Raw genomic sequence first — 15,250 nt, forward strand, 5'->3', positions numbered from 1 at the left:
CAGGCAGCATGTATGCGGGCAGGGTGCGCGCGAGATGCGATTTCAGAACGGTCGCAGGCTCGTCCAGTGCGATGCCATCGCGACCGAGGATATAGGCCACCAGGCGTGGATCATCGCGATCGTTGCGCACTACAACCACGGCATCGCGAACAGCCGGATGCTCGCGCAGCCGCACTTCGATCTCTCCCGGTTCGATGCGATAGCCGCGCACTTTGATCTGGTGATCGTTGCGTCCGAGAAATTCCAGATCGCCATCGGGGAGATAGCGTGCCAGGTCCCCCGTGCGATACATGCGCGCCCCCATCGACGCATGGAAAGGGTCGCGAACGAAGCGCGTGGCTGTCTGTTCGGCCAGATGGTGATAACCGCGTGCCACCCCTTCGCCGCCGATATACAGCTCGCCCACCGCGCCACGTGGCACCGGCGCACCATGGGCGTCGAGCAGGTAGATCTTCGTATTGGCAATCGGCCGGCCAATGCCGAGGTTTGCCGAGGACGCGGAAGCGGGCACGCGTACGCGTCCCGCCGTCGACCAGATCGTCGTTTCGGTGGGCCCGTAGAGGTTCCACACCTCATCGAAGCGCTCGCATAGATTCGCTGCCAGGGCCGTGCTCAGCGCTTCGCCGCCACACCATGCACGCAACCCGGCCGGAGGCTCTTCTCCGGATGCGTCGAGCAACGCTCGCCATCCGGCCGGCGTGGCCTGCATGACAGTGATCTGCTGCGCGTGCAGCAGGCGACGCAGACGCGTCGGGTCGGCAACCTCGTCACGACTGGCCAGCACCAGCTGTGCCCCGTTCGATAGTGGAAGGTAGATCTCCAAACCCGCGATATCGAAGGACATGCTGGTGACGGCCAGCAGTCGATCGGTCGCCGCCAGGCCCGGCGCATCGCTCATGGCGCACAGGAAGTTCACCACGGTGCGATGTTCGACCATCACACCCTTGGGCCGTCCGGTGCTTCCCGAGGTGTAGATGACATAGGCCAGATCGCTCGAGCTCAGGCCGGGCACGATCGGATCTGAATCGCCACTGGTCGGGTCGACGCCTTCTTCCTGCCATGCCCTCAGGTCGAGCACCGGGCGCCTGGAAAGCGCGCTTGTTTTCAACGCATCGCTGCCTGCGCCATCGCAGATCACCAGAACCGGCGAGGCATCATCGAGGACATGTGCGAGACGATCGCTCGGGTAAGCAGGGTCCAGCGGCACATAGGCGCCACCGGCCTTCAGGATCGCCAGCAGTCCGACAACCATGTACGGGCCGCGCGCGACGCACAGGCCCACGCGCTCGCCGGGACGCACGCCCAGCTCGATACAGCGATGCGCGAGTCGGTTGGCCTGCGCATTGAGTTGGGCGTAGGACCACCGTTGCGATTCAAAAATCAATGCAGTGGCGTGCGGGCGACTTGCGGCCTGTTGCTCAAACAACTGATGGATGCACGTTGTGCGTGGATAGTCGACATCGGTGTGATTGACTGCGTCCAGCAGGTATTCGCGCTCGGCGCTGCCGAGCATGTCGATACGCTCCACGACATCGTTCGCGTTCTCGGCCATGGCACGAAGCACGCGCACGAGGTAATCGGTATATCGTTCGGCGGTGCCGAGGTCGAACAAGGCTGTGGCGTAGCTGAGTCCGCCTTCGATGCGGCCGTCGCGCTCGCCCAGGCTCAACTCCAGATCGACATTGACGGTATGCACCGGCAATGGCAACACCTGTGCATGCAAGCCCGGCAGCGCCGCGGACAGGTCGTCATGACTATGCCAGGCAAAGAGCACCTGGAACAACGGCGCGTGCTCCAGGCGACGCGGCGGCTTGGCGATTTCGACGACCTGCTCGAAGGGCAGATCCTGGTGCGACTGCGCGTCCAGCACGCGTTGCTTGACGCGTCCGAGCAGGTCGGTCGTGGTCGGCTCGCCCGAGAGATCGATGCGCATGGCAAGCGTGTTGACGAAGAAGCCGATCAGGGGCTCGATCTCCTGCCGGCTTCGATGAGCCACCGGCGTACCGATCACCAGATCCTGCTGACCACTGAGCCGGGACAGCACGATGCTCCACGCTGCCAGTACGGTCATGAACAACGTGCAGTCATGTTGCCTGCTCAAGCGCTTGAGTTGTTCGGTCAGCGCCGCGTCCAGGCGTATGGGCAGCTCGGCACCATCGAACGATTGCCGTGGCGGTCGCGGCCGATCCGTGGGCACGGTGAGTAGTACCGGCGACTCGGACAGGGCGCGCCGCCAGTAGTTGGCGTGATCGCGCAGGCGTTCGCCCGAGAGCCAGTCGCGCTGCCAGGCGGCGTAGTCGGGATACTGAATCGTCAGTGGCGGCAACGGATCGGCCTGCGCTCTGGCGAACGCCGCGTAGAGCGCGCCGAGTTCGCGCATCTGCACGCCCAGCGACCACCCGTCCGAGACGATGTGATGCTGAGTGAGCAGCAAAACATGATCGTCATCGCCCAGGCGTACCAGGCAGGCACGTAGCAGCGGGCCCAGCGTGAGATCGAACGGCGCGCGAGCCTCCTCCTCCATCAGTCTTGCGAGGGTCTTGTCCGGATCGGGTGACTGGCGCAAGTCGTGCTGTGTCCATGGCACGCCATCGCCTGGGGCGAGTAACCGCGCACGCGGTTCGCCGCCGACGGTGACAAATACGCTACGCAACGCTTCGTGGCGGTCGAACAGCCGGTCGAGGCTGTGGCGTAGCGCGGACGCGTCAAGCGTGCCGTGCAACCGCACGCCAAAGGGGATGTGATACGTGGCGCTGACATCTTCGAGCTGGGACAGAAACCATAGGCGCTGTTGTGCGAACGACAGTGGCAGATCGAGGGTGCGCGCGATCGGCACGATGGGTGCGATCGACATCGCAGGCCTGGATGCCTGCTGGGACATATCCCGCTGCAGGGCAGCCGCCATCGCATGCAGGCTGGGGTGGGCAAACAGCGTCGAAAGCGACCACGGCGCACCGAGAGACTGTTCGATGCGACTGAGCAGGCGCACGGCCACCAGCGAATGGCCGCCCAACTCGAAGAAGTGATCGTGGCGTCCGACGCGTCCAACGCCCAATAGTTCTTGCCATAACGTCGCCAGCAGCGTTTCCGTATCGCCTTCGGGCGGCTCATAGCCGCGCAGGCCGAAAGCGCTGTCATCCGGTGCGGGTAGCGCCTTGCGATCGAGCTTGCCATTGGGCGTTAGCGGAAAGGCCGGCAGTGCCATGAAGGCGGCGGGAATCATGTACTCAGGCAGCAGCGTCGCCAGATGCGTGCGCAGCACGACAGCAAGCTCGTCGGTCGATTCGGCGTCGGCGACCACGTAGGCAACCAGGCGCTTGTTGCCGCCATCCTGGCGCACCAGCACGGCCGCATCGCGTATCCACGGATGATCGACCAGCCGCGCTTCGATCTCGCCCGGCTCGATGCGGTAACCGCGAATCTTTACCTGATGATCCACGCGTCCGATAAAGACCAGGTTGCCATCGGGCAGGTAGCGCGCCAGATCGCCGGTGCGATACATCCGCGCATCGGCCGCCTCGACGAACGGGTCAGGCAGGAAGCGCTCGGCGGTGAGCTCCGGGCGGTGGAGATAACCCAGCGCCACGCCGTCGCCGCCGATATAGATCTCGCCGACCGCCCCCAAGGGTACCGGTTGGCGATGCGCGTCCAACAGGTAGGCGCGGGTGTTGCCGATGGGTCTGCCCATCGGCAGGTTGTCGTGTCCGCGCCAGGCTGGGGTGATCTCGCAGGTCAACGCGTAGGTCGTGGTTTCGGTCGGGCCATAGCAATGAATCAGATGCTGCGGGCCACCTTCGGCCAGCACACGCCAGAACGCGGCCGGGTCATTGCGCTCGCCACCGCACAACAGGTACTTCAGCCGCGCCAGGGCCTTGGGAATGGCTTGCGCGTAAAGGTTGAACAAGGCGGTGGTGAGAAACAGTGCAGTCACGCCGTAGCGTTCCAGCGCCCGATCCAGGCGCGCGGCATCGAGCACGGTATCGCCATCGAGGATGGCAAGGCGTCCGCCGTGCAGCAGGGCGCCCCATACCTCCATCGTGCCGGCATCGAAGGCCGGGTTGGCGGCAAACGCCACGCAGTCGCTGGCGTCGAAGTCGGCATAGCGATTGGCAAACAACAGACGCGCGATCGCGCGGTGCGGCGTCAGCACACCCTTGGGCGTGCCGGTCGAGCCGGAGGTGTACATCACGTAGGCGATCGCATCCGATCCCATCGCCACGACCGGATCGGTCTCATGCAGCGTTTCTCCGATGAGTGTTCCCAGGTCGAGCACCGGTACAGTCAGCGACGACGGCACGTCGGTCACGCGATCGGTCACCAGCACACATGCACGACTGTCCTCGACCACCCAGGCCTGGCGCGATGGCGGTATCTGGCGGTCGATCGGCACGTAGGTGCCGCCGGCCTTGAGCACGGCCAGTTCGGCGATCACCAGGGCTGCGCTGCGATCCAGCAGCAGGGCGACGCTGTCGCCAGCACGCACGCCCAGCGCGATCAGGCGGTGCGCGAGCCGATTGGCCTGGATATTGAGCTGTGTGTAGCTGAGCGTGTGCTCTTGCTCGATCAACGCGACGGCGTCGGGCGTGCGTCGCACCTGATCCTCGAACAGATGCTGCACACAACGATCGTGCGGGTAGGGCGCCGCCGTGCGGTTCCACTCATGCAGCAGCCGTTGCCGCTCGGCGTCGTCGATCAAGGCGATCGCGGACACCGGCTGCTCAATGTCCGCGACGATCGCGCGCAGCATCTGCTCGAGATACGCGGTGTGCCGCTCGACCGTCGCAGGGTCAAAGAGCGCACAGGCATACGCCAGATCGCCGACAATTCTTTCGCCGGCCTCATGCAGGCTCAGCTCCAGGTCAAAGCGCACCCGTTCAAAGGGCACCGGCAGCAGATCAACGTCCAGGCCATCCAGTGCAAGCTCACCTTCTTCGTAGCTCTGCCAAGCGAACACCACCTGGCAGAGCGGTGCATGGCTGGCATGGCGAGGCGCCTGCGCGATATCCACGACCTGCTCGAACGGCAGGTCTTGATGATCTTGCGCGCGCAACGCGACATGGCGCACCCGAGCCAGCAGTTCGCGCACGCTTGGCTCGCCCGATAAATCCATTCGTAGCGCAACGGTATTGACGAAAAAGCCGATCAGCGTTTCGATCTCGGCGCGGTTGCGGCTTGCGGTCACCGCACCGACCATAAGATCGTCCTGGCGCGATAGCCGTGCCAGTACCGCGGACCAGGCAGCCATCAACAGCATGAATACGGTGACGCCTTGCTGACGGGCAACCCGCCGGATCTGCCGCGTGAGCTCGGCGTCGAGCACGATCGGCTGCGTACCGCCTTTCGAGTTGAAACGGCGCGGGCGCGGGCGATCCGTGGGAAGCGCAAGCACGGTCGGCGCGACGGCAAGTGCGGTACGCCAATAGTCAGCCTGCAACCGCTGCCGCTCACCGACAAGCCAGTTGCGCTGCCATACAGCGTAATCGGGATACTGAATCCCCAGTGGCGCCAACGGGTCGGGCTCACCCTTGTCGAACGCGGCATACAGCGCCTGCAACTCGCCAATCAGATGTGCCGTCGACCATCCATCGGACACGATGTGATGTTGCGTCAGCGACAACACGTGGTCGTGTTCGGCCAAACGGAATAGCCGGGCTCGGATCAGCGGGCCGGTTGCCAGATCGAAGCGTGCATGAGCCTCGTCGCGCAAGCGCATATCCAGCTGCCGCTCCGGCGCACTGTCGCTACGAAGGTCGTGCTCGCTGCAGGGCAGCCCATGGTCGGCTGGCAGCAATTCCACGTAAGGCTCACCGTCGATGGACGGGAAACGACTGCGCAAGCTTTCGTGACGTGCGAACAGGCGATCCAACGCAGTGCGCAGTGCCGCAACGTTCAGTGCACCACGTAGCCGCCATGCCGCAGGCATGTGATAGGCCGCGTCCAGCTCGTCCAGCTGCCCGAGAAACCACAGACGCTGCTGCGCGAAGGACAGCGGCAGACGCCCCTGGCGTGACGCCGGCTCGATATTGCCACCCGCATCGACACCTTGGTGATCGGCCACGGACTCAACGATGGCCTGTGCCAGTTCGGCGAGTGTCGGATGTTCAAACAGCGTGCTTTGCGGCAGATCGACACCGAACTGCCGGCGCAGGCGGCTCAGCATCAGCACCGCGCGGAGCGAATGTCCCCCCAACTGGAAGAAATGATCGTGGCGGCCGACCCGCTCGATCCCGAGCAGTGACCGCCAAAGTGCGGCCAGTTCTCTTTCGATGTCGTTGCGCGGCGGCTCATAGGCGCGCGCGGTATAAGCCTGACTGTCCGGTACCGGCAGATGGCGACGGTCGACCTTGCCATTGGGCGTCAAGGGCAGGCGATCGAGCCTGATAAATGCTTCGGGCAGCAGATGGGACGGTACCCGCTGGCGAAGCCAGTCTTGCAGCTGTGCTTGCCACGCCTCTCGATCCGTATCGGCCTCGAGGCAGGCGTCGGGCGAGGGCACAACGTAGGCCACCAACCGGCGGTCGCCCATGACATCAAGCGGTGCACCGGCCAGGCAGGCTTCGATCTGAGGATGCTCGCCGAGCACCGCTTCGATCTCGCCCAGTTCGATACGCATGCCGCGAATCTTCACCTGGAAATCGATGCGGCCGAGCAGTTCGACCGTGCCATCGGGGCCGTACTTGGCCAGGTCGCCGGTTCGATAAAGGCGTTCGCCAGGAAAGCTGGGCCACGGGTGCGCAATAAACTTCTGCGCGGTGAGTGCCGGCCGGTTCATATAGCCCGCACCGATGCCGACGCCACCGAGGTGAAGCTCGCCCGGAACGCCAATGGGTGCGATCTGGAAATGCGCGTCGAGAATCAGTGCCGACTGGTTGGCGAGCGGTTTGCCGTAGGGGATGCTCACCCAGGCCGGGTCGACCGTATCGACCGGATAGAAGACCGAATCGATCGACAGCTCGGTCGCACCGCCGGCGGTAACGAACCAGAGCGACGGGAAAGCGGCGCGGGCGCGCGCCGGCTGGCCGAGTGGGATCCAGTCGCCACCCAGAAGAGCGACGCGCAGGGTGTCGCGGTCGTAGTCGCGCTCGCTGGCCGCATCGAGCAGGGCATCCATCAGCGCCGGTGCGGAGTGCCAGAACGTGACCGATCTCTCGTGCATCACGTCGAGCCAGTGATCCGGGTCCTTCAGGCGGTCGAGCGAGGGAAAGACGATGCAGCCGCCTGCGCGAAACATGCAGAAAATGTTGCACACCGAAATATCGAAACTCAGCGACGAAACGCATAGCACGCGGTCGACCTCGGTGAGTGCGAGCCTGCGGCAGTAGTCTTCGATGTTGTTGACGCGTCCGCGATGATTCAGAAGCACGCATTTGGGTTGCCCGGTGGAGCCGGACGTATAGATCGCGTAGGCAAAAGCGTCGGCCGGCACTCGAAATGGCAGCGCATCGCTGGAGTGGCGCGCGACGGCCGCCCAGTCGTCGTCAAGCGCGACACGCGCCAATGCCAGCCCTGCGACCGCTGCCGCGGCCTTGCCCCATGTCAGCAACGCACTGAGCCTGGCGTCCTCAGCCATGTACTCGATGCGACTGGACGGGTAGCCGGGATCGATCGGCACGTAGGCGGCTCCCGCCTTCATGATGCCCAGCATGCCAACCACGGTAGCGGCCGATTTCTCCGTGCACAGGCCGACCTGATCGCCCGGCTTTACGCCGATGCCGATGAGGTGCCTGGCGAGCTGATTGGCGCGCTTGTCCAGTTCGCCGTAAGTGAGTTCACCATCGTCGCCAACGACGGCCAGGCGTTCGGGGTGCGTCGCCGCCTGTCGTTCCACCAGGCCATGCAAGGTGACAACCTCGTCGAATGTCTCGGCGGTATCGTTCCATTCGGCAAGCGCACGCGTTGCATAGCGACCGGACACTACCGGCAGCGCATGCAACAGGCTGTCGGGCTGGGCCGGCAGCACTTCGCACAGCATGCGGAACTGTTCGAGCATTTCACTGGCCAAGCCCGTGCTTATCAACCCATCGCGATAGCGCAACGACAACGTAGGCGGCTGTGCCTGGCTGATCGATACGACGACGGAGGCGTTTGCCTCGTTCGTCTGCACATGGGCGGCGTCACCGAAATACACGACGGTGTCGAACAGCGGCGTGGCCGCATCCAGATTCGCCAGCTCATGCAGGCGCGAAAGTGGCGTGGATGCGTGCCCCGATACTTGCACCACGCCTTTTGCCACCGCGGCCAAAAATGCTGCGGCATCCTGCGCCGGGTCGACACGAACACGCAGCGGGCGATCCCCGTTGATGCCGAACACCACGTCGCTGTCGCCCGCATAGGTGGCGAGCAGTCGTGCCCAGGCGGCATACGCAATACACGCCAGATCCCCACCATCTCCACGACGAGGCGATTCCCATGTGGCAGTGACGGCAGCGAAGCCATTCGTCGAAAGCGACGCTCGGTGGCTGCCCCCGATCCGCGTCGTGGTCATCACGTTTGCAAGATAGTCGCGCCAGAAATGCTCTTCCGCGATCGACTTTGCTGCGAGGCTGTCGTCAGCCAGGGTGGAATCGTGCACGATGACCTTCCTTGTTGCGGATCTGAACTTCGGCGTTGCGTCGGCCAATGGCGATGTTGCCCATGGCTTCGTAGAGCGGCGATCTCAACGGGCGAGCGCGACTTCCTCTGCCTGATGGCTTTCAATCGCGTCGCCATGGCGTTGCGGCAAGGCGTCGTATGGCATCGGATAGGCGCGGCAAAGTTCGCGCACGCTGCCGTTGACCTGATGACGCAGGCTTTCGTCCAGCTCGAAACCGCCCTGATCGCTGCGCGTGTGCCTGAGCACCGTATCGATCAGTTCGATCGCCAGGTGCATCTGTTCCTTGCCCATGCCGCGAAGGGACGCGGTATTGCTTCCCAGGCGCAGGCCACTGGCCGTGGCCGCGCCACGGAAGTCGCCGGGAATCTTGTTTTTGTTCACCAGGATGCCGCAGTGTTCCAGTGCACGCGTGGCAACCTCGCCGTTAAGGCCAGCCGGCAAGCGAAACAATACGATGTGGTTATCCGTGCCGCCGCCGATCACTTCATAGCCCCGCAGCTGCAGTTCGTGCGCCAGCGTGGCGGCGTTCGATTTGATGCGATGGGCCAGTTCGCGGAAGGACGGCTCCAGCAGGCGTCCCATGGCGCGCGCCTTTGCCGCAATGGTGTGCACCTCGGGAGAGCCCTGCATCAACGGGAACACCGCGCTCTGAATGATCTGCGACAGCGTCTTGCTGCCATCGGGCCCTTTCGATTCGGCATCCCGGCCGATCAGGATCAGTGCACCGCGCGGACCGAAAAGCTGCTTGAAGGTGCAGGTGGTGGTGAAATGGGCTGCATTGATCGGGCTAGGGTGCACGCCTGCGGCAACCAGACCTGCGATATGCGTGATATCGGCAAGGACATAGGCGCCGACCTCGTCTGCGACGGCACGGATGCGATCGAAATCGATGACACGCGAATAGGACGTCGTACCGCAGATGATCAATTTCGGCCGATGCGCCAGAGCCTGTTCGCGCAGCTGGCCATAGTCGATCAATCCTTTCGAATCCAGGCCGTAGCCCACTGCTTTATACAGCTTGCCGCTGAGATTGGCGGGCGATCCGTGCGTCAGATGGCCACCTTGATCGAGCGACATGCCCAGGATGGTATCCCCGGGCGATAGCAGGGACTGCATGACCGTGTGGTTCGCAAAGCTCGCGCAATGGGGCTGCACGTTCACGTATTGCGCACCGAAGACTTTCTTCGCACGGTCGATCGCCAGTTGCTCGGCCATGTCGACGAAGCGGCAGCCGGCGTGATATCGCTTTCCTGGATAACCTTCGGCGGTGACGTTGACGATGGTCGCTCCAACGGTAGCCAGCACCGATGCATCGGTTCCACCACTGGAGGCAATCAGCGACAAGGACTCCGACTGCCGCTCGTGTTCTCTCTCAAGAATATCGAACAACTCCGGGTCTTCGTGACGAAGCGTCTGGATGCCCTTGGCCAAATAACGCTCGATGTGACTCTGCTTCATGTAATCCCTCATGTAGTCAGGTACGTTTTGATTTATCCGGTATGCTCATGCCGGATATGCGCGATGTCTGTGCGGCTCTTGTGAGGCGAAAAGGCGAGCTATTCGGTCGCCGCTTCCGGTATTCGCTTCCCCGTTCCGTGCTCGGGCGCGGCATGTTTTTCCACTCGGCGCACAATGAACCGAGACAGCGCGGCAACGCCTGCGCGAATGCGATCGGGGCTTTCCGCACTGAATGCAAGACGAATGCGCCGGTTCTGTGTCTGGTCGAAGGCAAAAAAAGCCATCGGCAGCACAATGACGCCATCGCGTGTGGCGCAATCGGCGACCGCCTCCGCGTCGAAGCTTATCGGTACATCCAGGCTCAGGAAAAAACCGCCCTGCGGCTTGTTCCAGTGCACGGGAAAGCCTGCCGGTGAAAAGCTCTGATCCAGTTGTGCGAGCATCGTGTCTCGGCTGTGTCGATACGCGTCCAAGGTGGGGCCAAGCCATGAACGGAGACTGCAATCGCGCTCGATAAGCAGGCCGCCAACGATCGCCTGGCATAGTTGGCTGGTGTTGACCGTAACGAAACTCTTGCGCTCCGCAATGCCATTGAACAGCGATACTCGTGCAGCACGATCGCCGAACAGGGTCTCCGGAAGCGTGGCGGCGCCCACGCGTAGCGCCGGCGCAATGGTCTTCGAATAGGTCGACAGGTAGATTACGCAACCGGCCGTATCGAGTGAGGCCATGGCGGGTACCATGCTGCCTTCGTAACGGAACATGCCGTAGGGATTGTCTTCAAGCACAACAATGCGGTGACGTTCACACGCGGCCAGTATGGCCAGGCGCTCTTGGACAGGGATGACCTCGCCGGTTGGATTGTCAAAGTCCGGAATGAGATAGACGACTCTTGCGCGTCGCCCGTCTGCCGCCAGTTCCTCGACCGCCTTTTCAATCTGTGCGTCGATGCCCTCGACCGAGCCATCGAGCGGATACAGCGCGACCGACGTGGCTGCCGCCGCACCCGTGATGCCGATGTAAGTCGGGTTACGCACCAGCACGACATCATTCGCTTGCGGGCACAGCTCCGGGAGACACAGTGCCAGTGCCTCCTGGCATCCCGCCGTAACGATCGTGCGATGGGCACCGGCATTTACGCCGTCGTCGTTGGCGATCTGCCTGGAAACAAGCTCATGCACCAAGCCCGCTGTGCGGCCGTACTGCAGCACGCTCGACAACGGAGCAGTGCCGAGAAACCTCGAAAGCCAGCGATTCAAGGACTCCGTGCTCGTCCCATCGAACAAGCGGTCTCCTGGCCGTCCTGCAGCCAGCGAGACGGCCGTCGGATACGACTCGGCAACTTCGTTCAAAAAGTTCATGACAGAGGCGTTATTTGGCGCTGCCATTATTTCCCCCCTGGATACTCCCAAGCTCCTACAGCCCTTCCTTCGTTGCCCCCCGGCAAGTTCGGAAACTGGCTCCCGACTTTCAGTACTTGTTGCCTTGCTCCAATTGATCGAACAGCGCTTGAACGTTGCTGTCCAGAAACCCTTCTTCGCCTTCGCGACGTATGAGTTCGAAGCTCATGCCCGTGTTCTGGCATCGCGTCGTGAAGGATTGAGTCAGCCCGGCGCCTCGAATGATATTGGTGTCGAAATTCATCCCGCGATCGCGCAGTGTCTCGACCGTCTGCTCGACGTCGTCCACCTCGAAGGCGATATGCGCCACTCCAACACCGAAATTTTCAATCAATTGAGATACCTGAGATTGAGGCTCGGTGCCTTGGCAGAGCACGAACCGCATTCCATTGGCCTCCATTTCCGCGGAGATCATTCCGGTCCGGGCGCCGCGGATCTGCCTGCGGCCTTTCAATTCGAAACCGAGAACGTTCTCAAAGAAATGCACTGCTTCATCAAGGTTGCCCACTGCTAAGGCTATGTGATCGATGCGTCTATAAGGGGCTTTGGCACTGGCCCCGGACGGCAACTCGCTTTGCTCTGTATCAACTGGAGACTCGCCGGATATAACAACGTCACGATCCATGACTACCTCTTAGATTGCCCATCTTGGCAGAGAAGATCCATCGCAAAAATACGCAGATAATTGCGATAAAACGAGGAGATATCGACAACTCGGCCACTGACACTACCGAAGTAAATCAGTCGTAGCAAGCAGGCCATTTACATCAAGCCATGAGATGGCTGGCATTTCCCCCACACCAAAATTACGTGATGACATGGTGAAAGGGCCGTGAAATCGCTTCAGCTATCCTGATAATCATGGCCAAGCCAGCAACCCGACAAGCCGGGCTGAAAAGAAGCGTAGAGATGCTCTGTTACATCTTGAATAAGATGAAATCGCGGGGGACTGTCACGACGTGAAATGAGTGATATTCATGGAAGCGCATCTGCGGTAATCCATGGGGGCCGCGTCCGCTGAAATCGTTTTCAGTTGCGTGAAAATCGAAATTTATGCGACGGACATCGCAAAAAGAAAGAGATGCGCTGTATTGGATCTCAATAGGCGACGGGCAGGGCAAAGCTGTGATCGGCTTCACCTTTTTTGTGACGGCGAATTCAGCGGATTCCCGATGTCCTATGACGGCAGCGATTCAACCATCGAGGGCAGGGGCGCCGGTGCGATGTGGAGATGTTCGCGGCTGAGCTCGGCCAGCGAACGACAGCCAACCTGTGCGAGTGTGTCGTCAAGTTGCTCGCGCAGCAGCCCAATGACCTCGTCGACGCCACGCTCGCCACGAGCGGCAAGCCCATAAAGCGCCGCGCGCCCCACCAGTACCAGGTCTGCGCCTAGTGCAATAGCCTTGGCGATATCGCTTCCGCGCCGAAAGCCGCTGTCGATCAGCACTGCCGCGCGCGTGGCGGCGCGCACATCGGCCAATACTTCGATGGGGGCAAGACATTCATCGAGCTGGCGGCCACCGTGGTTGGAAAGCACAACGCCATCGGTGCCGTATCGCATGCATCGCACCGCATCGGCGGCCGAAAGGATGCCCTTTACCAGCAGCTGATGCGGCCACACATCGCGTAACCAGGCTAGCCCGTCCCAGTCGAAGGTCGCGTCCATGTTCCGGCTGAGCAGTGCCGCCTGCACATCCAGGTCGTCCGCTGCCACTTCGGTGAAATTGGCCAGCCGGGGCAGGCCGCGTCGCATGGCCGAGATGGTCCAGCGGGGGTGGGTAAGCCCATCCCATAGCGCACCGGGTGTCATGCTCAGCGGCAGCCTGAAACGATTGCGCAAATCTCTTTCACGGATGCCGTTCTTGACTACGTCGACCGTAAGAATAAGGGTCGTATAGCCGGCGGCCAGTGCGCGTCGCACCAGTTGTTCGGCCAGTCGACGATGCACCACATAAAGCTGAAACCACAGCTCACCATCGACCTGCCGGGCCACGTCCTCGATACTCGACGAAGCCGCGGTTGATAACACGAACGGCAGCCCGTTCCGGGCTGCAGCTCTGGCTAATGCAAGATCCCCTTCGGGCCAAAAAAGACCATTAAGACCCATGGGGGCAATCGCCAGCGGCATGGGCAGCCGTTTGTGAAATATGGGGTGGGATAGATCGCGTGCACTGACATCCAGTAGTCGCTTCGGCCTGAAGCGAATACGCGCCAGGGCAGCACGGTTATGTGCCATGCCGCTCTCGCTTCCCGCACCACCCTCGAGATAGTCAAATACCCTACGTGGGAGTCGTCGCCTTGCCGCCAAGCGATAATCGTCCACATTGATCAGCAAGCTCATCGAATCAATTCCCTGATGCCGGCTTTGGCGTTGTCTGAATGCCCCGAGTCCATCGCTAAGGATGCGGCAGGGCTCGAAATTAAATCATTTACCGACTGCGCACAATCAAGAAGATGACTAATTCTGCTTGAGTAGGTTTTCTATCAAGGCAGCAAAATAGCTTTCTTCTGTTGTGATCCAGATGGGAGCCTCGATTGGGCCCATAAACTCGACTGAGGCTCTCTTCAAGCAGTCGAATCGCAGGCTGCCATCATGTTGGATGGCGATCTGGGCGCTTCACGTGAATGGTGCAGAGATCACCAACGATGCACCGACACACCAGGCCACCATGATCAATACAGGCCATCGTGCCCAGGCGATGCCCGCAAAAGCGATCGCGGCAACCGCGATGTCTTGGCGGCTGCGCATCGCACCCACCCATACGGGGTTATAGAACGCAGAGGCCAGTAGCCCTACGACGATCGCGTTGACGCCGGCGAGCATGCTCGCGACCCATGCCTTCGAGGCCAGCGAACGCCAATAGGGCAGTACGCCTGAGATCAGGAGCAAGCCTGGCAAAAAAATCATCAGAACGCTTACCGTCGCGCCCAGCCATCCTCCCGCGCCACTATAGATCTGCTTGCCCAGGAAAGCCGACAACGTGAACATCGGGCCTGGCATGGCTTGCGCTGCTCCGTAGCCAGAAAGAAAAGCGTCCGGCATAACCCAGCCAGGATCGACCACGGCCTGTTTGAGCAAAGGAAGAACTACATGCCCGCCGCCAAAGACGAGCGCTCCGGTCCGATAGAAAGCACTCGCGACCTGGCCCAAGCGGGGTAGGTCAGGCGCCGCCGTGATCGCGATAGTCAGTAGAGCGCCATACAAAACCAGAAGCCAGGCTCCTGCCTTCGGGCCATAGCGAAGCGAGAATGTTTCTCCTTGCCTTCCATTGAGATCACGGCAGGCCCACAGACCCAGTGCGGCGCCACAGGCAACGATCAGCAGTTGAGTCCACGCACTGGTATTGAGGATGCTCGCGGCAGTCGCGGCGACGGCAAGAAGTGCGCGTGGCCAATCGGGACAAAGTTTGCGTGCCATGGCCATTACGCCTTGCGCAACGATGGCCACGGCGACCAACTTGAGCCCGTGAACAACGCTCTGTCCCCATGGGCTGGCCAAGTGGTTGCTCCACAGGGCAAAGGCGAACATGAGCAGTGCGGACGGCAAGGTGAAGGCCAGGAAGGCTGCAATCGCGCCAGGCCAACCCGCACGCAGCAACCCAATCGAAAACCCAAGTTGGCTGCTGGCAGGCCCAGGCAGGAACTGGCACAAGGCAAGCAATTGCCCGAAGTGTTCTTCGTCCAGCCAGCGACGCCGATCCACAAACTCACGACGGAAATAGCCCACATGAGCCACGGGCCCACCAAACGATGTCAGCCCAAGCCGAAGAAAAATCCGACCGACCTCCAGAGGATGGCG

Annotated in this window: 6 protein-coding genes (1 of these 6 only partly in view); all 6 read right to left on the reverse strand. The window is 61.8% G+C overall.

Annotation, left to right across the window (positions count from 1 at the left end; genetic code table 11):
* On the reverse strand, window positions 1-8,572 hold the 5' portion of the coding sequence (locus tag QMG46_RS15135) for a non-ribosomal peptide synthetase (RefSeq protein ID WP_281848660.1). It extends 401 nt beyond the left edge of the window; 8,572 of the gene's 8,973 nt are visible here — the first part of the coding sequence; the start codon lies at window positions 8,570-8,572; the stop codon falls past the left edge of the window.
* Window positions 8,573-8,656: 84 nt separating this feature from the next.
* Complete coding sequence (glyA, locus tag QMG46_RS15140) at window positions 8,657-10,051, reverse strand: serine hydroxymethyltransferase (protein ID WP_281848661.1); 1,395 nt, start codon at window positions 10,049-10,051, stop codon at window positions 8,657-8,659.
* A gap of 98 nt (window positions 10,052-10,149) precedes the next feature.
* A complete protein-coding gene (locus QMG46_RS15145) occupies window positions 10,150-11,412 on the reverse strand; it encodes an aminotransferase-like domain-containing protein (protein ID WP_281848662.1) in 1,263 nt (420 codons plus the stop codon).
* Between the two features lie 109 nt (window positions 11,413-11,521).
* Window positions 11,522-12,076, reverse strand: coding sequence for a VOC family protein (locus QMG46_RS15150; RefSeq protein ID WP_281848663.1), 555 nt, complete (start codon window positions 12,074-12,076; stop codon window positions 11,522-11,524).
* A 552-nt stretch (window positions 12,077-12,628) separates the two neighbouring features.
* Complete coding sequence (locus QMG46_RS15155) at window positions 12,629-13,792, reverse strand: alpha-hydroxy-acid oxidizing protein (protein ID WP_281848664.1); 1,164 nt, start codon at window positions 13,790-13,792, stop codon at window positions 12,629-12,631.
* A 276-nt stretch (window positions 13,793-14,068) separates the two neighbouring features.
* Window positions 14,069-15,187: a chromate efflux transporter gene (gene chrA, locus QMG46_RS15160; RefSeq protein ID WP_281848665.1), complete on the reverse strand. Its 1,119-nt coding sequence runs from the start codon at window positions 15,185-15,187 to the stop codon at window positions 14,069-14,071.
* Window positions 15,188-15,250: the final 63 nt, after the last annotated feature.

Source organism: Dyella sp. GSA-30, from assembly GCF_027924605.1.
Taxonomy (GTDB): Bacteria; Pseudomonadota; Gammaproteobacteria; order Xanthomonadales; family Rhodanobacteraceae; genus GSA-30.